The sequence below is a fragment of the Rahnella sp. PCH160 genome, assembly GCF_047784855.1.
In the GTDB taxonomy this organism is placed as follows: domain Bacteria; phylum Pseudomonadota; class Gammaproteobacteria; order Enterobacterales; family Enterobacteriaceae; genus Rahnella.
Genome location: NZ_JBLOGT010000001.1, coordinates 2,882,056 through 2,902,217, shown reverse-complemented (window position 1 = coordinate 2,902,217; position 20,162 = coordinate 2,882,056). Strand labels below are relative to the sequence as shown.

At 53.8% G+C, this 20,162-nt stretch carries 17 protein-coding genes, 1 tRNA gene and 1 other RNA gene; 11 read left to right on the top strand and 8 right to left on the bottom strand.

The genetic code is table 11. The annotated features are described in order from the left end of the window. Positions 1-361: 361 nt before the first annotated feature. The gene (gene hns, locus ACM5QY_RS13430; RefSeq protein WP_013575950.1) at positions 362-769 is read left to right on the top strand and encodes a histone-like nucleoid-structuring protein H-NS; all 408 of its coding nucleotides are present in this window, start codon (positions 362-364) and stop codon (positions 767-769) included. A 207-nt stretch (positions 770-976) separates the two neighbouring features. On the opposite strand, the gene ACM5QY_RS13425 is transcribed toward hns, so the two are convergent. The 4 genes from ACM5QY_RS13425 to rssA form a co-directional block, all read right to left on the bottom strand. After that, entirely contained in the window at positions 977-1,984 is a 1,008-nt protein-coding gene (locus ACM5QY_RS13425; protein WP_416121243.1) for an NAD-dependent epimerase, read from the bottom strand. 9 nt (positions 1,985-1,993) lie between these two features. Then, a complete protein-coding gene (locus ACM5QY_RS13420) occupies positions 1,994-3,337 on the bottom strand; it encodes a UDP-glucose dehydrogenase family protein (protein WP_416121241.1) in 1,344 nt (447 codons plus the stop codon). 214 nt (positions 3,338-3,551) lie between these two features. Then, positions 3,552-4,565: a two-component system response regulator RssB gene (gene rssB, locus ACM5QY_RS13415; protein WP_416121239.1), complete on the bottom strand. Its 1,014-nt coding sequence runs from the start codon at positions 4,563-4,565 to the stop codon at positions 3,552-3,554. A gap of 96 nt (positions 4,566-4,661) precedes the next feature. Further along, positions 4,662-5,573: a patatin-like phospholipase RssA gene (rssA, locus tag ACM5QY_RS13410; RefSeq protein WP_416121237.1), complete on the bottom strand. Its 912-nt coding sequence runs from the start codon at positions 5,571-5,573 to the stop codon at positions 4,662-4,664. Positions 5,574-5,711: 138 nt separating this feature from the next. Here rssA and ACM5QY_RS13405 point away from each other — a divergent pair, with 138 nt between their 5' ends. The 4 genes from ACM5QY_RS13405 (at position 5,712) to ACM5QY_RS13390 (ending at position 7,531) form a co-directional block, all read left to right on the top strand. Continuing rightward, the gene (locus ACM5QY_RS13405) at positions 5,712-6,176 is read left to right on the top strand and encodes a YchJ family protein (protein WP_416121235.1); all 465 of its coding nucleotides are present in this window, start codon (positions 5,712-5,714) and stop codon (positions 6,174-6,176) included. Between the two features lie 46 nt (positions 6,177-6,222). After that, positions 6,223-7,071, top strand: a complete 849-nt coding sequence (gene purU / locus ACM5QY_RS13400; RefSeq protein WP_416121233.1) for a formyltetrahydrofolate deformylase — start codon at positions 6,223-6,225, stop codon at positions 7,069-7,071. 202 nt (positions 7,072-7,273) lie between these two features. Further along, positions 7,274-7,358: transfer RNA gene (locus ACM5QY_RS13395), tRNA-Tyr, on the top strand. A gap of 43 nt (positions 7,359-7,401) precedes the next feature. Beyond that, a non-coding RNA gene (locus tag ACM5QY_RS13390) (RtT sRNA) lies at positions 7,402-7,531 on the top strand. Positions 7,532-7,598: 67 nt separating this feature from the next. Here the strand turns inward: ACM5QY_RS13390 and ACM5QY_RS13385 are convergent. From ACM5QY_RS13385 to ACM5QY_RS13375, 3 genes are read right to left on the bottom strand one after another with little or no spacing between them, the layout of a single operon-like run. After that, entirely contained in the window at positions 7,599-9,419 is a 1,821-nt protein-coding gene (locus ACM5QY_RS13385; protein WP_416121231.1) for an ABC transporter ATP-binding protein, read from the bottom strand. A 1-nt stretch (position 9,420) separates the two neighbouring features. Continuing rightward, positions 9,421-10,854 (bottom strand): M81 family metallopeptidase, encoded by a 1,434-nt coding sequence (locus ACM5QY_RS13380; protein WP_416121229.1) that lies wholly within the window; start codon positions 10,852-10,854, stop codon positions 9,421-9,423. A 12-nt stretch (positions 10,855-10,866) separates the two neighbouring features. Beyond that, a complete protein-coding gene (locus ACM5QY_RS13375; RefSeq protein WP_416121227.1) occupies positions 10,867-12,006 on the bottom strand; it encodes an ROK family protein in 1,140 nt (379 codons plus the stop codon). 224 nt (positions 12,007-12,230) lie between these two features. On the opposite strand from ACM5QY_RS13375, the gene ACM5QY_RS13370 reads away from it, so the two are divergent. Genes ACM5QY_RS13370 through ACM5QY_RS13355 form a run of 4 tightly spaced genes read left to right on the top strand, consistent with a single transcriptional unit; the run spans position 12,231 to position 16,515 of the window. Continuing rightward, positions 12,231-13,775 (top strand): ABC transporter substrate-binding protein, encoded by a 1,545-nt coding sequence (locus ACM5QY_RS13370; protein WP_416121225.1) that lies wholly within the window; start codon positions 12,231-12,233, stop codon positions 13,773-13,775. 27 nt (positions 13,776-13,802) lie between these two features. Then, complete coding sequence (locus ACM5QY_RS13365; protein ID WP_416121223.1) at positions 13,803-14,723, top strand: ABC transporter permease; 921 nt, start codon at positions 13,803-13,805, stop codon at positions 14,721-14,723. Then, on the top strand, positions 14,723-15,589 hold the full coding sequence (locus ACM5QY_RS13360; RefSeq protein WP_416121221.1) for an ABC transporter permease: 867 nt from the start codon (positions 14,723-14,725) through the stop codon (positions 15,587-15,589). Before ACM5QY_RS13365 ends, ACM5QY_RS13360 begins: the two co-directional genes overlap by 1 nt. Beyond that, positions 15,586-16,515, top strand: coding sequence for an ROK family protein (locus tag ACM5QY_RS13355; RefSeq protein WP_416121219.1), 930 nt, complete (start codon positions 15,586-15,588; stop codon positions 16,513-16,515). The genes ACM5QY_RS13360 and ACM5QY_RS13355 overlap by 4 nt, the downstream gene beginning before the upstream one ends. A gap of 313 nt (positions 16,516-16,828) precedes the next feature. Here ACM5QY_RS13355 and ACM5QY_RS13350 read toward each other — a convergent pair whose 3' ends face one another. After that, positions 16,829-17,407: a GNAT family N-acetyltransferase gene (locus ACM5QY_RS13350; RefSeq protein WP_416121217.1), complete on the bottom strand. Its 579-nt coding sequence runs from the start codon at positions 17,405-17,407 to the stop codon at positions 16,829-16,831. A 135-nt stretch (positions 17,408-17,542) separates the two neighbouring features. Between ACM5QY_RS13350 and dapF the strand changes: the two genes are divergently transcribed. Continuing rightward, positions 17,543-18,382 (top strand): diaminopimelate epimerase, encoded by an 840-nt coding sequence (gene dapF / locus ACM5QY_RS13345; RefSeq protein WP_416121215.1) that lies wholly within the window; start codon positions 17,543-17,545, stop codon positions 18,380-18,382. 327 nt (positions 18,383-18,709) lie between these two features. Beyond that, on the top strand, positions 18,710-20,089 hold the full coding sequence (locus ACM5QY_RS13340) for an MFS transporter (protein WP_416121213.1): 1,380 nt from the start codon (positions 18,710-18,712) through the stop codon (positions 20,087-20,089). Positions 20,090-20,162: the final 73 nt, after the last annotated feature.

The following is a 20,162-nucleotide window of genomic DNA, read 5'->3' as shown; positions in this document are numbered from 1 at the left end:
ATTAATGGGCGACGGCGTAAACCTCCAATGTATTGATCATTCGCCGGGCCGGGTCTTCCGGCGCCCTTTTGCCATATCTTTACATAACATGTCTTCACTTATCCTTTAATTTTGTGAACAATCGCATGCTTATAAAACGTCTTGTGAAAAGTAACAATAACCCCTGGCCATGAATTGAAACGGGGGTTATGGCCCCCAATAAATAGGGAGCATAGCCCCAACTATATTTTCATGTGATAAACACTATTTGCTTTAAATGCGTAAATTAAGGTCAGGTAAACAAATTGGCTATTGCAGAATACCAAAGAGCATTCTATTATTAGCCAAACGCCCCCCACCAATATAATTCGAGACTAGTATAATGAGCGAAGCATTAAAGATTCTGAACAACATCCGTACTCTGCGTGCGCAAGCAAGAGAATGCACTCTGGAAACTCTGGAAGAGATGCTGGAAAAATTAGAAGTTGTTGTGAACGAGCGTCGCGAAGAAGATTCTCAGGCCGCTGCTGAGATTGAAGAGCGCACCCGTAAACTGCAACAATATCGCGAAATGCTGATTGCTGACGGTATTGACCCTAACGAATTGCTGCAAACTATGGCTGCTACCAAAGCAACCGGTAAAGCAAAACGTGCAGCGCGTCCTGCTAAATACAAATACGTTGATGAGAACGGCGAAAACAAAACCTGGACTGGCCAGGGTCGTACTCCAGCCGTTATCAAGAAAGCAATCGAAGAGCAAGGTAAATCACTGGATGATTTCCTGCTGTAATTGCCCTTATTAACGCCAATGTTAATCTGAAAGCCCGTCTTTGCTGACGGGTTTTTTTTTGCTTTTAAAAGTATGGGGTTTATCTTTCTCAATACCCATTTCTTTAACAATACATGGCAATAATTTGTTCGGGTAAATAACCATCAGAATAAACTGATTTCATAAAAAAGGCCGCCCGCAGGCAGCCTTAAGAGAAAACCATCAAACTCACACCTGATAGAAATCGCGATACCAGTCGACAAAGTTCTGTACACCCTGCTCTACCGGCGTTTCAGGTTTAAAGTTAATCGCCTGATACAGCGGCGCTGTATCAGCGCTGGTGTCTTTAACGTCACCAGGCTGCATAGGAAGCAGATTCTTATCCGCCACCTTGCCCAGCGCCTTCTCCAGCGCGCTGATATAGGTCATAAGCTTAACCGGGTTGTTATTACCAATATTATAAACAGAGTATGGTGCCGAGCTGCTTGCAGGAGAACCGTTCTCTACCGTCCAGTTTGCATCCTGTTGCGGGATTACATCCTGTAAACGCACAATCGCTTCGGCGATGTCATCAATATAAGTAAAGTCACGGTACATTTCACCACGGTTATAAACATCAATACTCTGCCCGGCAATCATGGCTTTGGTAAATTTGAACAACGCCATATCCGGACGTCCCCACGGGCCGTATACGGTAAAGAACCGTAATCCGGTCGTAGGAATGCCATAAAGATGTGAATAAGTATGAGCCATTAATTCGTTGGCTTTTTTGGTCGCGGCATATAATGAAACAGGGTGATCAACGGAATCATCGGTTGAGAAAGGCTGTTTTTTGTTCAGGCCATAAACTGAGCTGGACGATGCATACAGCAAATGTCCAACTTTATTATGACGACAACCTTCCAGAACGTTAACAAATCCTATGAGGTTAGAATCTGCATAAGCTAAAGGATTTTCGATGGAATATCGGACACCGGCCTGCGCGGCCAAATGAATAACGCGCTCAAAACGCTGTTCTGCAAACAATGCCGCCATACCTTCACGGTCAGCCAAATCCAGCTTAATAAATTCAAAACCGTCTTTATTCTCCAGCCGAGCGAGCCGCGCAAGTTTCAGATTGACGTCATAGTAGCCATTCAGATTATCAAGTCCGACAACTGAATGGCCTGCCGCCAGCAAACGTTGTGACACATAGAAGCCAATAAAGCCCGCTGCGCCGGTTACCAGATATTTCATGAAGTCTCCTTACAAAACGGGATTGATTGATGCGCCGCGGCCAATGCCATAGTAAGTAAATCCGCGTTTCTCCAATCGTTCAGGATCGTATAAATTACGACCATCGAAAATGACCGGCTCTTTCAGCGTTTTTTTAATGGCATCAAAGTCAGGTGCGCGGAAATTCTGCCATTCAGTACAAATAATCAACGCATCGGCATTCTGTAATGCGGACTCTTTTGTGCCCATCAATTCCAGATCGTCACGTTGCCCGTAAATGCGCTGAGTTTCATTCATCGCTTCAGGGTCATAGGCTTTGATTTTCGCACCGGCAGCCCAGAGCTGTTCCATTAATACGCGGCTGGACGCTTCACGCATGTCATCCGTATTCGGTTTGAATGAAAGGCCCCAAAGCGCGAACGTTTTCCCTTTCAGGTCATCACCAAAGTGGCGCTGAATGAACGTTGGTAATTTATATTTTTGCTGATAATTGACCTGTTCAACGGCCTGAAGCAGTTTTGGCTGATAGCCAATGTGTTCAGCCGTTCGGATCAGCGCCTGAACGTCTTTCGGGAAACAGGAACCGCCGTAACCACAGCCAGGGTAAATAAAGTGGTAACCAATGCGTGAATCAGAACCAATCCCCTGACGCACTTTTTCGATATCTGCACCCAGCATTTCTGCCAGATTAGACATTTCATTCATAAAGCTGATTTTTGTGGCTAACATGCAGTTGGCGGCGTATTTAGTCAGCTCTGCACTGCGGATATCCATCAGGATCATGCGATCGTGATTGCGGTTGAAAGGCTCATACAACTCGCGGATGGGGTCAATGGCGTCCGGATTGTCCGTACCAATGACGATGCGCTCAGGTCGCATGCAGTCAGCCACTGCTGCGCCTTCTTTGAGGAATTCAGGGTTGGAAACCACGTTAAATTCGATATCCACGCCACGTTCTTTCAGCTTTTCAGTCATCACGGCACGCACTTTATCGGCGGTGCCTACAGGAACGGTGGATTTATCAATGACCACTTTAGGTTCGGTCATGTACTCGGCGATAGTGCGCGCCACAGCGGTCACATATTTCAGATCCGCTGAGCCATCTTCATCGGGAGGGGTGCCTACGGCGATAAACTGAACCGTTGCATGCGCCACGCCTTCAGCCGCATTGGTGCTGAACAACAAACGCCCTGCTTCATAGTTCTGCTGCACCAGCGGAGTTAAACCTGGTTCGAAAATAGGGATATGCCCATTTTTCAGGTTTTCTACCTTTTTAGCATCAACATCGATGCACAATACTTCATGCCCGACTTCAGCAAGAACCGCCGCCTGAACAAGTCCGACGTAACCGATACCAAAAACTGTTACTTTCATCAGCGAATTCCTATTTGTTATTTATAATCAATGCAAAATAGACAGCCAAAATTACGACACGGATTATACCAGTTTCATCCACATGTGCCGCTGGAAAGGCATATTTTGCATAAGATAGGTCTTAGAAGAAGGGGATAAAGCGGAAGAATAAAATAACGTGCGGAAAAAATACTCAACATTATGAAGGCATTGTTCTTAATAGCGCAAAACCTGCTCACTCCACAGACAGCATCAACCTCAGACGTCCGCCCGATCCCCACACCTGACACTGCCACGCCTCGCATTTCTGGCTGATCTGATTGGAATAGGTTGCGCCGGTTGTGCCCAGCGGAACGCCATTGCTCAACTGAATCATATTTGTGCCGGTATTCACATTGGCATGTAATCCCGCAGAGACCAGAATGAGGTTTTTTTGTTCGGCATGATAATACCCCAGCAGCAAGGGAAATTGTCCGTCGAGATTGGCTTGTTTGAATAAATGATTCACTTGTTTAAGTAATGTAGACATTTGCGGCAAGCGCTGATCCTGATTACTTAAATGCTCGCGCAATAAACTGTTAAAAATAGCGCGCAGTAATAATGCGGCAAGTACACCATTTTCATTGGCGCGGGTGACGTCGAGACAATAAAAACCCAAATCTTTGGCAGATAGCGCTGCAATATCGAGCACCAGACCCGGCGAATCTGCCGTCGTCAGTTGACGGTAATTGATACGACAATGTGCCAGTGTTTGCTGGACGGGCGGCTGCAATTCCTGCAATAAGCGCTGCGCTTCGTTGGGGTTACGGCACAGCGCTTCCCAATCCTGAACCAGTGAGCTTTCTTCCATCGCCTGGGAAGAAAACAGTTTTGGATATAAAGAAGAAAGTAACGCCTCGCGCAGGCGTTGCAGATCGGTAATCGGTTTAAGCAAAACATCTTCGACGCCAAGACGCAGCATCGAGGCCACATCGGTCATTTTATCGGTCGCGGAAATGACCAGAACGGGGATTTTATTGCCCTGCAATCGTAAATTTTCGACAAACTCAATGCCGCCCATTTCTGGCATTGCTAAATCGCAGAGGATGAGATCAGGAGGATAATCTTCGACCAGAGACAGCGCTTCCAGCCCGTTTTGCGCTTCAGTGAAAGTGGCACCCAGAGAACTTACATAGCCAGCAAGAATTGATCGGAAAACCGCTTCGTCTTCAACGATGAGGATATGCTTACTTGTAAGTGGCTTGTCCATCAGGATCCCCCAGAATTTCTTATTCTAATAGTGGCTCATAAAGCCTGTTTTTGCTTGGCAGAATTGTCAGATTCCGGCGATCACATTTTAAGCCGTTCAGAACTGTCTATTTTTTATCAGGGGCAGCAAATGCTCTCTTTGTTTTTCAACGGCAAGGCGTCCGGCCTCAATCGCTTCTTCAGCACGATGGAAATCCAGCGTCGAGATTTGCGGGCAATACGGCTGAATCAGCACATCCGGCGGATCCCCCGCCATTCGGTTACGTTTGAGCCGGTTTTCCAGCACCTGAATGGACGTGGACATAATCTCCATGGCCGACGGGCTCACATTCGGTTTGCGGGCGTTCGGCCGGGTCAGGCGCTGTCGTATTCTGTCACGCCAGCTCAGATCTTTCTCAGTATCCAGTGCTTCGCCGGTAGGTTGTACGGTGAGTAAATCCTGCTGCATCAGATGGGCGTCATGCTGCAAATCGACGGCAATCACGATATCCGCCCCCAAAGCCCGGGTCAGCGAGATCGGTACCGGGTTCACCACTGCGCCATCGACCAGCCAGTAACCATTGTGCCAGACCGGCGCCAGCAAGCCGGGCATACTGCACGACGCGCGCACCGCCTCGGGCAGATCGCCTTCAGTCAGCCACAGTTCGCGTCCGGTGCTCAGATTGGTCGCCACCGCGCCAAATTTCTTCGAACACTTTTCAAAATCCGTGATGCGGATAATCTGCCCGACGGCGTTAAACACGCGTTCGCCGCGCAACAGGCCACCGCGTTTCCAGGAGAAATCCATCAGCCGCAGCACGTCCCAGTAGCTGAACGAGCGCACCCAACTTTCCATCGATGGCAACCGGCCACTGACATACGCCGCGCCTACCAGCGCACCGACAGAGCATCCGGCCACCACATCGACCTCGATATCCATGTCTTTCAGGGCGTTGATCACCCCGATATGTGCCCATCCTTTTGCTGCGCCGGAGCCTAACGCGAGGCCAATGGTGACTTGTCTGCTCATCTGATGACCTTAATAATCCGCAAGAGTGAAGAATGGGCCGGGAAGCGCGTTGTCACCCGGCAAGTTTGTTAGGTAACATATCACTTTGGTGCATTCAATAGCGCAACCTGCTCACCGGCAGCCGATTCAGGAGTTCCCGTGTCACAACTTTGCCCTTGTTGCAGCAACCTTTCTTATGAAGAGTGCTGCCAGCCATACCTTTCTGAGACCAAAGTGGCGCCCACTCCGTCTGCTTTAATGCGTTCACGGTACACCGCGTATACACTGCAAAATGCGAGTTATCTGATCGCTACCTGGCACCCGGATTGTCAGCCTGAACAGTGGCGCGGCAGTTTACAGGCAGGCTTCGCGAATACACACTGGCAGGGTTTGCAGGTTATCGCCTCTCAGGACGGACGTGATGCCGATGAAGGCTTTGTCGAGTTTGCGGCGCGTTTCACTGAGCCCGGTGAAGAAAAAATTCATCTCATCCATGAACGCTCACGATTTCTTCGTTTGAAAGATCGCTGGTACTATATCGACGGAATTAAACCGCAGACAGGCCGCAATGACGCCTGCCCGTGCGGATCGGGTAAAAAATATAAGAAGTGCTGCGGTAACTAAACCGGCTACTTAATTAATACGAGAATTCGACAGGATCCACACCCTCATGCCGCAACAGAACGTACAAACTAAGGTGTTACGCACCATTTGCCCTGACGCAAAAGGTCTGATCGCCAAAATCACCAACATTTGCTACAAACACGAACTCAACATCGTGCAAAACAATGAATTTGTCGATCACCGCACCGGGCGCTTCTTTATGCGTACCGAGCTTGAAGGGATCTTCAATGACAACACGCTGCTCGCCGATCTGGACAGCGCGCTGCCTGCCGGTTCCGTGCGTGAACTCAACAGCACCGGGCGTCGCCGCATCGTTATTCTGGTCACCAAAGAAGCGCATTGCCTGGGCGACCTGCTGATGAAAGCCGCTTACGGTGGTCTGGATGTGGAAATTGCCGCGGTTATCGGTAACCACGATACGCTGCAAACCTTGGTAGAACGCTTCGATATTCCGTTCCATCTGGTGAGCCACGAAGGTTTAACCCGCGAACAGCACGACAGCGCCATGATTGCGCAAATCGACCAGTACCAGCCTGATTATGTGGTTCTGGCAAAATACATGCGTGTTCTGACACCAGGTTTCGTCCAGCATTACCCGCATCAGGTGATCAACATTCATCATTCGTTCCTGCCGGCGTTTATCGGCGCACGCCCGTATCATCAGGCTTACGAACGTGGTGTGAAGCTGATTGGTGCCACGGCGCACTACGTCAACGACAGCCTGGACGAAGGCCCGATTATCATGCAGGACGTGATCAACGTGGATCACACCTACACAGCAGAAGATATGATGCGTGCAGGCCGTGACGTTGAGAAAAATGTTCTCAGCCGCGCGTTATATCGCGTGCTGGCCCAGCGCGTATTTGTTTACGGTAACCGCACCGTTATTCTGTAATCCGCGTACCTGACGGTGTTTTTCGCTCAGAGAAACACCGTTAAGGGCAAAAAAACCGCAAACTAACTTTTTTATCGCTTTCAGCGCTTTACACGTTCGAATCATTTGGTATTATGCGCCCCGTTCGCAGCTAACCGCTGTAACGAGAAATCATCCATGTAGCGCATGATGATTTTAAAAGAGTAAAGACCACGAAAATTGTGGTGGGGTTCCCGAGCGGCCAAAGGGAGCAGACTGTAAATCTGCCGTCATCGACTTCGAAGGTTCGAATCCTTCCCCCACCACCATCTCAAGTAGTTCGCCATACCTTCCGGTAAAACAAAAAATCAAATAAAGCACAAATCGGGAAGGATAGAGAATCTTCGACCCGAAGGTTCGAGCCGAGCGAAGCGAGACAACGTTGCGTAGCAACGGCCCGAAGGGCGAGGCCACAGGCCGAGTCATCCTTCCCCCACCACCATCTCAACGGCGCCAGCCGCTGAGATAGCCTTGAAAAACTTCTGTTTTACTTCTGAAAATCTACAAATTCAAATCTGAACAAAATGTCCTGCAGACACTTCCTGATACTGCCTTTGCGGGGAAATATAGCCGTTATCGCGCACCGGGCTTTTCAGCTCATCGACCTGCATTTGCCGTTTCAGCATTCTGCGTGACGGATCCGGCACCGGCACTGACGCCATCAGCTTGCGCGTATACGCATGCTGCGGATTATCGAATATCGCCGCACGCGGGCCGATCTCAACAATTTCCCCCAGATACATCACCGCCACGCGATGACTGACCCGCTCGACCACCGCCATATCGTGCGAAATAAACAGATAAGACAGATTCATGCTTTCCTGCAAATCGAGCAGCAGATTCACCACCTGCGCTTTCACCGACACATCCAGCGCGGAAACCGACTCATCGGCCACAATCACTTTCGGATCTAACGTCAGCGCACGGGCGATGCAAATTCGCTGACGCTGCCCGCCGGAAAATTCATGCGGAAAACGGCGCAACATATCCGGCGACAGCCCGACTTTTTGCATCAGCGACGCCGCTTTTTCACGGGCATCTTTGCGGTTATGCAGTTTGTGTTGCAGCATCGGTTCGATCAGCGCGTCGCCAATGCGCATACGCGGATTCAGGCTGGCAAACGGATCCTGGAAAATCATCTGGATGCGCTGACGCATGTGTAAAATATCGCGCTTGCCGATGTTCATGACATCAAAACCGTCAAAATCTATCTCACCGCTGTATGGCTTGAGTAAACGCGTGACGGCGCGACCGGTCGTCGATTTTCCGCAACCGGATTCCCCGACCAGAGAAAGCGTTTCGCCCTGGAATAATTCGAAACTGATATTTTCAACCGCATGCACCGCGCCCACCTGACGGCTGAATACGCCGCCATACACCGGAAAACGCGCGCTCAGATTCCTCACCGAAAGCAGCGGTGTCTGCCCGGCATCGACCGTTCCGGCGACTTCCCGCGGTGTATTTGCTTCGCCGGTTTGCAGATTAATTTGCGGGAAACGCAGCGGCCAGTCGTGTCCGCGCATCGACCCGAGTTTGGGCACGGCGGCCAGCAGCGCGCGGGTGTAAGGATGTTGCGGACGATGGAAAATATCTTCCGTTGCCCCGCTTTCCACCGCTTCGCCGCGATACATCACCAGCGTCCGGTCAGCGATTTCCGCCACCACGCCCATATCGTGCGTGATGAACAAAACGGCCATGCCCTCTTCTTCCTGCAACGTCTTGATCAGATCCAGGATTTGTCCCTGAATTGTCACGTCCAGCGCGGTTGTCGGTTCGTCGGCAATCAGCAGTTTGGGTTTCAGCGCCAGTGCCATGGCAATCATCACGCGCTGACGCATCCCGCCGGAAAACTGATGTGGATATTCATCAAACCGTTTATCTGCATTCGGAATGCGTACTTTCTCCAGCAACTTCAGCGTTTCCGCCCGCGCCTGCGAAGACGACATTCCCCGATGCCGTTTCAGGCTTTCGGCGATTTGCCGCCCGATGCTGAACGTCGGGTTGAGCGACGTCATTGGCTCCTGAAAAATCATCGCCATTTCGTTGCCGCGAATATCGCGCATTTCCTTTTCCGGTAACGCCAGCAAACTGCGCTGATTCAGCCGCACTTCGCCCGCAATCCGGCTGCTTTGCGCCTTCAGCAGACGCATCACCGACAGCGATGTCACGCTTTTTCCCGAGCCGGATTCGCCGACAATCGCCAGCGTTTCACCGGGATACACATCAAACGACAAATCACGCACCACCGGCAGCCAGTCGTCTTCCCCGCGAAAGGACGTGGTGAGATGCTTAACGCTCAGCACGGGCTGACGGTTTTGCGGCTCGTTCATCCTATTTGCTCCTTGCCGACAGTTGCACCTGCGGCACATAGCTGAAATCGCGGTCAAACGGGAAGGTTTTGCGCGCCTTGCGGTTGCGCGGCAGACGCTCGACGAACTGATCGACCACGCCGTTCGACAGCGCCATCAGATTCGGGCTGGCAATCGGCGCCAGCTCCGGCGACAGATAACCGGATTTCACCACCACGATATCAGCGGTATGCGGATCCAGCTCCAGCGCGGTGAAATCACTGATGTTGTGATACGGACGACGGCGCGCCGACACCACCACGTCAATGCCGCCAGTGCGCAATACCGCCTGACGATCGGCCGGAGCCAGCGCATCAAGCAGAAAAACCACCTCAAACTCGCCTTTCACCTGCGGGCTGGCGTGATCCAGCGAAGCGCCCAGCGTCAGCGTTAATACTGACCCGACACCGGCGTTGAACGCCGCATCGGTCGCAGGCGCGTCAGCAATTCCGGCCACCACCACATTTTGCGCATACTGCTTAATCAGTTCCTGTAGCACATCCGCACGGTCACCAACGCCGCCGCCGGTCGGATTATCGCCGGAATCCGCCAGCACCACCGGACGGGTTTCACAGGCGATCGCTTTTCGCACGCAGGCTTCCACGGTATCGGTTTCGCAGCCAAACACGAAATCTTCGCGCGCATCCCAGTAAGCCTGCGCCAGTTTTGTGGCCTGTTGCTCCAGCACAGCACGGTCAGTGCCGGTCATGATCACCGCCGCCGTCGCACGCGGTTCATCGGCCCAGACATAACCGACCATCAGCGAGCTGTCCCACACGCCGTCTACGTCATCCATTTCCGGCAAACGGGCATACAAACTTTTCGCCGGTTCATCTTCCGTGCTGGTGCGTTCGCCCGGCAGCACAACCGGCACCGGCACCCACAGCAGCGTCGGTTTTTCACCCGTTTGCAGATGCCTGACCAGCATTGCCACCGAGCGGCGCATGGTTTCTTCCACGTCGATGTGCGGTGCGGTGCGGTACGTCGAAAACATATCAATGGCGTCGATAATTCGCTGTGAGACATTGCCGTGCAAATCGTAACTGACGCTGATCGGGCAATCCGGCCCGACAGCTTTGCGTGCGGCAGCAATCCAGTCGCCTTCCGCGTCTTCCAGCCCCTCGACATACATCGCGCCGTGCATCGCCAGATACAGGCCATCAAACGGTTTTTGCGCGGCCAGCCCGGCCAGCATTTCCGCTTTGAATTTATCGTAAGTCGCCCGCGCGACCGGCCCGCCGGCAATGGCGCGGGCGTGGATTGTCGGCAAAAACGTCGCCGGATAATCTTGCAGGAAACGAAAACGCGGCGACGCCAGCAACTGCCCGTCACGCACCACGTTGAAATCCTTTTCCTCGTTGAGAACCGGGTTGTAGGTGCTGCATTCAATATGAATACCGCTGACAGCTATACGCATGTTGATGATTCCTCAGACTGGCTTCAGACCGACAAGAAAGCGGTGTGCAGCAATGCTTGCCGCCGCGCGCGCCCAGGTGTCGTCGTTTAGGGTGAAAGTGCGTACCGGCGTTTTCCCGGCGTTACCCGGCAACACGTTGGCTTCGATAGACTGCTGAACCACGGTGCCGAACAGGCCGGAAAAATCCGCGTCCTGATGGGCGATCAGAATTAAATCCGGGTCGTTAATCTGAATAAGATGGGATATTGCTAAACCCAGCGCCGAACCAGCACGATGCAAAATACGGATCGCCGCCGTGGTGCCCTGCATCGCCTGCTGCTCCAGCCCGCCGATCGTGGAGACGTCCAGCCCTTCGGCTTTGGCCATTTCCGCTATGGCATTGAGCGAGGCCAGCGTATCCAGACATCCGCGCTTTCCGCAGCGGCACGGCGAACCGTTCAGCTCCAGCGTGCAGTGGGCGATTTCCCCGGCACCGCCGTGCAGCCCGCGATGAAGTTTTCCGGCAATAAAATGCGCGCTGCCGATCCCCGCGCCGTGGCTGACCAGCGTAAAACTGCTCAGATCACGCGCCTGACCAAAGTTTTTCTCACTCACCGCCAGCGCTTTGGCATCATTTTCAATCGCCACGTCCATACCGGTGGCCTGCGAAATCAGCTTCGCCAGCGGCACATCGCGCCAGCCCAGCAGCGCCGACTGCACGCAGGTGGACTGATGTTCATCAATCAGGCCCGATAGCGTCACCCCAAGCCCGACCATTTTTTTGGCTGCTTCAGGATGTGGTTCAAGCAAGGCGGGCAGCGCCTGCGCGATGTTTTCCGCCAGCCGCTGCGGGTCAGAATCGGCCGCAAAAGACACCCGGGAGAGAATTTCGCCGTGCAGATTAATCAGCGCCATCTGCGCCGGATTTTGCAGCAGGGAAACGCCCGCAAACCACGCACCGTCCGGGTGAACCACCAGACGCACCGACGGCCTTCCCTGCCCGCTACCGGGCACCGTTTCAGCTTCAAGCAGGAATCCGGCATCAAGCATTTCGCGAACCACGCCGCTTATCGCCGCTTTGCTTATTCCGCAAAGTTTCGCCAGATCTGTCCGGCTTAAATTCCCGGACGCATTCACCGCACCCAAAATCTGGCGTTGCATGGTTGTTAACATATTCGTTTTGCCGCTCTCAGTTTTGGCTCATCTGCATTGACATTAAACGGTAGAAAGGGATATATCAATGCCAATTAGTTCACAAAATAAACTAAATATTCCGATATAAGTATTTCATATGAACTATTTGTTAAAAAATGTCTTGTAATAAGATCTGTCGAATAACGCAATAAAACGACATAGCCAGAGCCACTTAATCCGATTTTTCACGCAGAGGGCAGAACATGAAGATTACCCGTTACATCCGGCGTCCCGTGCAGTTATCACTGCTGAGCAGCGCCCTTCTCGCCGCGTTTTCGCTGCCGGTTTTCGCCGCCACGCTGAACGTGATGCAAAACGAAGCGCCGCGCAGCATGGATCCGGGCAATCAGACCGCCACGTTTACCGGCACGGTGTTGGATCCGATGTACGAAGGTCTGCTGCGCATGTCGCCTCAGCTGAAACCGGAAGCCGCGCTCGCCACCTCATGGAGCAGCGATGAAAGCGGTCTGGTCTGGACATTCAAACTGCGCAGCGGCGTCACTTTCCACGACGGCACGCCGTTTAACGCCGACGCCGTGGTCGCCAACTTCGCCCGCCATCTCGACACCAAACGCGGGCTGGCAGCCAGCGGACGTCTGCGCACCTTCCTCGACAGCGTGACCAAAACCGACGAGTCCACCGTTGTTTTCAAACTGAAAAAACCGTATCCGGCCTTCCTGAATTTACTCACCACCGGCGCGTGTCTGATGGTCAGCCCGGCGGCGGATAAAACCGGCACACTCGACAGCAAAGCCGTCGGCACCGGCCCGTACAAAATGGTGCAGTACAAAACCGGCGAATTCGTGCTGGAAGAAAAATATCCGGGCTACTGGGGCGATAAAGCTGCCGGGCCGGATGACATCAAATGGACGTGGAGCGCCGAACCGTCGGTCATGAACATGGCATTGCAGGCCGGTGAAACCGACGTCATCAACCCGGTGCCGCCGCAGTTTGCCCGCGTGCTGAAAAACAATCCGAAATTCAGCCTGCACGAAAGTCCGGGGGCCGCGGTGTTCTGGGTGGCGCTCAATACCGATCTCAAGCCGCTTAACGACGTCCGCGTCCGTCAGGCGCTGAACTACGCCACCGACCGCGACGGGCTGGTGCGCGCCATCATGTCCGGCTTCGCACAACCGGCGAATTCCCCGCTGGCACCGGTTACCGCCGGCTATGACAAAACGCTGAATCCGTATCCGCTGGATCTCGCCAAAGCCAAAGCATTGTTAAAAGAAGCCGATGTCGCCGACGGATTCAGCATGTCGATTGCGGTACAAGGCCAGGACGCGCGGATCGGCCAGGTGCTGCAAAGCATGTGGGCGAAAATTGGCGTGAAACTGGACGTGCGCATCATGGAAAGCGGCGTGTGGACTAAAGCCGCGTTTGCCGATCAGGCCGGGAAAAAAGCTGATAACACCGGCGCAATTCTGGCGTCATGGTCATCCGGCGCGAACGGCGCAGACCTGCAACTTCGTCCGCTGTATTACAGCAAAAGCTTCGCACCGGGCGGCGCTAACCTCGGCTTCTTTAACGATCCGAAACTGGATGAAATGTTAGACAAAGCCGCGTCAACGCGGGATGAAAATACCCGTAACGCGATTTACGTGGAGGCGCAGAAAGAAATCAACCAGCAGGCGCCGCAGGTCTTGCTGTATTACCAGAATGATTTGTACGCCACCGGCACCGGGATTTCAGGCGTGACGATGATCCCGGGCGGTCAGATCGTAGTTAAAGACGCACAGAAAAAATAACAGCGTCATTTACGGTGGAAAAAAGTGATGAAAGCCTATCTTGCCAAAAAGCTTATCGCTTTCCCGGTCATCCTGATCGGGGTTTCGATGCTGATTTTTGTGTCCATCCGTGCGCTGCCGGGCGATCCGGCGCGCCTGATGGCCGGGCCTGAAGCTACACAGGAAGCGGTCGATGCCATGCGCGTTCGCCTCGGGCTGGATCAGCCGCTGGTCACGCAATACCTGCATTTTGCCGGTAACGTGCTGCACGGCAATCTCGGCGTCTCGTTACAGTCGCAACAACCGGTGACGCAGGAAATCGGCGAGCGTATGCCGTACACCCTGATGCTCGCCGTGCTGTCGTATTTTCTGGCGGTAGCGGTTGGCGTTCCGGCAGGCATGATAGGCGCGGTTTACCGCAACCGCTGGCCAGATTTTGGCGTGATGCTGCTGGCGATTGCCGGTGCGTCCATCGCCAACTTCTGGCTGGGGCTGATGGCGATGAATACCTTTTCGGTTAATCTCGGCTGGCTGCCGCTGCTCGGCGCGACGTCATGGAAAAGCTACATTTTGCCCTCGGTCACGCTGGCGGTTTTACCGATGGCGGTGATGGCGCGCATGACGCGTTCGAGCATGCTCGACGTCTTGTCGGAAGATTACATCCGCACCGCGCGCGCCAAGGGGTTGTCCGCCACCACCGTGTATTGCAGCCACGCCTTTCGCAACGCGCTGATCCCGATTGTCACCATTGTGGCGCTCAACTTCGGCAGCCTGATTGGCGGCGCGGTGGTCACAGAATCCGTCTTCAACTGGCCGGGCATTGGCCGTCTGCTGGTGGATTCCGTGCGCTATCGCGACTATCCGGTGATCCAGGGCGTCGCGCTGGTGGCCGTTTGCGGCGTGGTGATCATGAACCTGCTCGGTGAATTACTGATAGCCTTCCTGAATCCAAAAATAAGGTTCGACTAATGTCTGCCATTATCACGCAATTACCCCGTCGCAAGCCGCGCACGCTGCGGTTGTTCCGCTGGTTCTGGCGTCATCCTGCGGTGACGCTCGGCGGCCTGATTGTCAGCCTGATCGTCCTGATGGGGGTATTCGCGCCGCTGATTGCCCGTCACGATCCTTATGCACAGGATCTGATTGATACCCTGCTCGCACCAAGCGCCGGTCACTGGTTTGGCACCGACGATTATGGCCGCGATATCTTTGCCCGCGTCATTTACGGCGCGCGGATTTCCATTATTGAAGTGGTGCTCAGCGTCGGGCTGGCGATGATTGTCGGCATCCCGTTAGGCATTATTGCCGGTATGGCCGGTCGTTATACCGACATGATCATCATGTGGTTTATGGACATGCTGTTTGCGTTTCCGGGCATCGTGCTGGCGATTCTGGTGGTCAGTATTCTCGGCGGCGGGCTGGTCAATTTACTGATCGCCATTTCCCTGTTTGCGATACCGGTGTATGCGCGTCTGAGCCGTAACCTCACGCAGGGTTTAAAGCAGATGGAATACGTCGAAGCGGCGCAGGCGCTCGGGTTGTCGAATTACCGGATTATCGTCCATTACATTCTGCGCAACGCCATCGGCCCGATTATTGTGCAATCGACGCTGACGGCGGGCACCGTCATTCTCGCTGCCGCCAGCCTCTCATTTCTGGGTCTGGGCGTGCAGCCGCCGATGCCGGAATGGGGTACCATGATGAGCGATGGCCGTAATTTCCTCGGCATAAATATTTACCTTTCGCTGTTCCCGGGTCTGGCCATTATGCTGACCGTGCTTGGTTTTAACGTACTGGGCGACGGGCTGCGCGACTTACTGGACACACGCTCATGAGTTCTGCGGTTTTCTGCGCCGATATCGGCGGTTCATTTATCAAGTTTGGCGTTTCACGTGCTTCCGGCGAAGTGGATGAGTGCGGCAAAGTGCCGACACCCGTTTCGTCGTGGCCTGATTTTGTGGCGGCGATGCAAAACTTCATTACGCAGTTTGGCGCTGATTTACCCGCGACTGCCCCGCTGGCGATTTCCACCGCCGGGCTGGTTTCTCCGCAAACCGGCGAACTGCTGGCGACCAACATTCCGGCCTTCACCGGACGTTCACTGGCAAAAGATCTGAGCGCGGCGCTGAACCGCCCGGTCACCGCCGCCAACGACGCCGACTGTTTTGCACTGGCCGAAGCCCATGCCGGAAACGCGCAAAATCATGCGGTGGTTGTAGCGATTATTCTGGGCACCGGCGTCGGCGGCGGCGTGGTCATTAACGGCCATCTGGTTCGTGGCCACGGCGGCGTCACCGGCGAATGGGGACACGGCGCAATCACGCGCACTGAAGTGGTGATTGACGGCGAAACCTACGCCGTTCCGCGTCTGAAATGTGGCTGCGGCCAGACCGGTTGCCTCGACATGCTGGGTGCCGCACGCGGCCTTGAGCGCCTGCATAAGCATTTCCATCAGCAGGATAAAACCAGCCTTGAGATTGTTAACAGCTGGAAAGCCGGTGATGCGGCCAGCACGCTGACGGTTAACGCCTGGCTGCAAATCGTGTCAGAACCGCTGGCGCTGCTGGTGAATATTCTCGGTCCTTCACGGATTGTCGCGGGCGGCGGTCTGGCGTCTGCGACGGAGCTGATGGCGGCGCTGGATGTGAAAGTACGTGGCGGCGTTTTGCATACGTATGATGAGCCGCTGCTGGTACCGGGGAAATTTCTGACGGCGGGTGGATTGGTGGGGGCATCGGTGATGGGGAGAATAGAAGGATAGTTTTTGCTCCTCCACCTGCGAAAATGGTGTTGCCCGTAAACACCTCATCAGAGCATGCTTCAACTTTTGATTATTCTTTAATACCCCACCCCAACCCTCCCCTTCGCAGGGGAGGGAGCCGACCGAGCTGTTTCGGATTTTGTTTTGCTCCTCCCCTGCGAAGGGGGAGGACGGGAGGGGGTTTAGCAACGAACTCCCTGGCTAAAAACCTAATGCATCGCGCATACGGTTTTGAACGGTTTGTTTTTGTTCTCGGGTCAACTTGCGCAGTTAAACCCGCACACAGTAAAAAGGGCTGCTCAGGGCCTTTTCGTCATTTCATGTTGTTACCCGAAAGCCGGTACAAGCAATGCTCCTCGAGCCAGTTACCCTTCTCCACCGCCGGATGGTTGAAGTTTTCGCTGATATCACAGGTCATCCCCATTTTCTTCATCACCGCCTGCGAACGCACATTCGGCAACGCCGTAAAAGCGACGATCTCTGCCAGACCAAGCTCAGTAAACCCGGCATCCAGCGCCGCACGCGCCGCCTCGCTGCAATAGCCTTGACCCCACACGTCGGCACGAAGTCGCCAGCCGATTTCCACACATGGCGTAAACGGCAAATCATAGCCGGGCGTATGCAGGCCAACAAAACCGATAAACTCACCGGAGTCACGCGACTCCACCGCCCAGATCCCCCAGCCGCGAACCGCAATCAAATCCCGGCAACGGGTCAGCATCTCATCGCTTTTCTCACGGGTCATCGTGGACGGAAAAAACTCCATCACCCGCGGGTCAGCATTCATTTCGGCAAACGGATCGGCATCGCTGTCCTTCCACTGACGGAGGATCAGACGCGGCGTCTGAATATTTAGCGACGGGGAAGCGATGGGAACGGTAAATGCATTCATCAGTAACGCCTTGTACACGACGATATTTCAAACAGGGGAGAATGTTTTTTAACATACCAAGGATTGAAATATAAACAAATTCTGATTAAAACTATCCAGATCATATCAATTATGAATTCTTCGAGAACTGCCACTATGATTTTTCACCGCTATCACGGCTTGGGTAACGATTATCTGGTCTGCCATCACAGCGTCGCCAGCCTGCTGACAAATCAGCAAATTCAGCGCATCTGCGACCGTCATTACGGCATCGGTTCTGACGGATTACTGATCGACATCGATGACGCCGAAATCCCGTCATTGCGCATCATCAATCCCGACGGCTCCGAGGCGGAAAAAAGCGGTAACGGCCTGCGTATTTATGCCCGTTATCTGTTTGATATCGGCCGCGTCGGGCATGAACCGTTTCTGGTGAATACGTTGGGCGGTCAGGTACGTTGCGAAGTCACCGAAGGCGCGCATGAGGTGATGGTGGATATGGGTCAGGCCAGGTTTACGCCGTCAACGTTACCGGCGAGCGTCGAAGGCGACGAAGCGCTGGCGTTGCCGCTGGTCGTCGGCGGCCATCATTTCACCGCCACGCTGGTGTCGATGGGCAATCCACACTGCGTGATATTAGTGAAAAAACTCGACCTGGGTTTAGTCAGACAACTGGGCGCAGAAATAGAAACGCTGGCGATTTTCCCGAAACGCACCAACGTACAGTTTGTTGAAGTGCTGGACCGCAACAACATCAGTATCGGGATTTGGGAGCGCGGAGCTGGCTATACGCTGGCCTCCGGCAGCAGCAGTTGCGCGGCCGCCAGCGCCATGCACAAACTCGGGTTGGTGGATGACAGCGTCACGGTGCATATGCCGGGCGGTACACTGGCGATCAGCTTCAGCGGCAATTTTCAGGTCAACATGCGCGGTCCGGTGCAGAAAATCGCCGCCGTCACGCTCGATGACGACTGTTTTTGGGACATGCCGGAATAAATTTCCCCCGAATTTTTCTCCCCCGCTCTCTTTTCATTTTCGCATTAACGTTCCCCCGACGGCAGCCAGTCTGCCGCTCATCAGTTACCCATCATGATAAACAAAACTCATACCTGCATAATGATTTTATGGCAGACAGCGCGCTTTCCAGCCCCTAAGTTGGTTATCAGAAAGCACCTCAATGAATAATCAACTCATTGTTTAATATATAAAATAATTTTAATAAACCCCCATCACGGCACGCCGGTGTGCTCCGGAAGTCAGTGAATATTTTTTCAAAGTTTTAATCCGATCACATATTAATAAAAAAAACAGAGAGCGTACCCTATGAGCAACAACACCATCGTGGATGTTAAAACATGGATAGACCAACGCCCGATATCCAAATATCAATGGGTGGTTCTGGGGCTGTGTTTCATCATCATTATGTTCGACGGCTACGACGCAGCAGTGATGGGTTTTATCGCCCCGGCGCTGATTGAAGACTGGGGCATCAACCGCGCGGAAATGGGGCCGATCCTCGGCGCGGCCATGTTCGGCGTCGCCATCGGTGCGCTGATTGCCGGGCCGAACGCCGACCGCTTCGGGCGCAAACGCGTCCTGATGTGGTCCATTCTCTGCTTCGCCCTGTTCAGCCTGCTGAGCACCTTTGCCCGCACGCCGATGGAAATGGCGATTCTGCGTTTTCTCACCGGCCTCGGTTTAGGCGCGGTCATGCCCAACACCGTCACGCTGGTCTCGGAATACATGCCGGAACGCCGCCGCAGCCTGATGATCACCGTGATGTACAGCGGCTTTAACGTCGGTTCCGGTGCCGGTGGCTTTGTCGCCGCCGGTCTGTTGCCGCATTTTGGCTGGAAAGCCGTGATCTTCGCGGGCGGTATTTTGCCATTGCTGATGCTGCCCTTGCTGATGTGGATTTTGCCCGAATCGGCGATGTACATGGTGGTGCGCAACGTCGCGAAAGAGAAGATTGCCAAAGTGCTGTCCCGCGCCGGTGGCCTGTTCAGCGCGGAAACCAAATTCGTGCTGAAAGCGCCGGTCATTCAGAAAAAAGCCAAAGTCTTCCAGTTGTTCGCCAACGGTTATGCCAAAGGCACGATTGTCCTGTGGGTCACCTATTTCATGGGGCTGTTCGTGATTTATCTGCTCAACGGCTGGCTGCCAACCATTATGCGCAACGGCGGTTTCTCACTGGAACGCGCCGCGATTGTCGCCGGTTTATTCCAGCTCGGCGGCACTTTCGGCGGCCTGATGGTCGGCGGTTTGATGGATAAGTACACTGCAAAACGCGTCATCGCCGGTTTCTATGTCATGGGCATGGTCAGCCTGCTGTCGCAGGGACTCGGCAACTTTGGCCCGGATGTGCTGGCGCTGCTGGTCTTCCTCAGCGGTGTGTGTATTAACGGCGCGCAAACCGGGCTTCAGGCCTTTTCCCCTGCCTTCTACCCGACCGAAATGCGCGCCACCGGCGTCTGCTGGATGCATGGCATTGGCCGCAGCGGTGCCATTATCAGCTCGTCGATGGGCGGGATCCTGCTGGGCATTTTCTCCGGCGAAAACATGATCTTTATCATTCTGGCGCTGCCTGCCCTGCTGGCTGGCCTGAGTATTCTTTTGCACCGCGCGGCACACCCGGCCGAGATGATTAAAGGCGTTGATATTACTGACATCCCGGAGTTGTCGCGCACCCTGAACATCCGCTAACCTTGCGTTAGCCTCCTGATAATTAGAAACATCAATACACTGACGCAGCGGCTGCGCTGCGATTACCCTACAA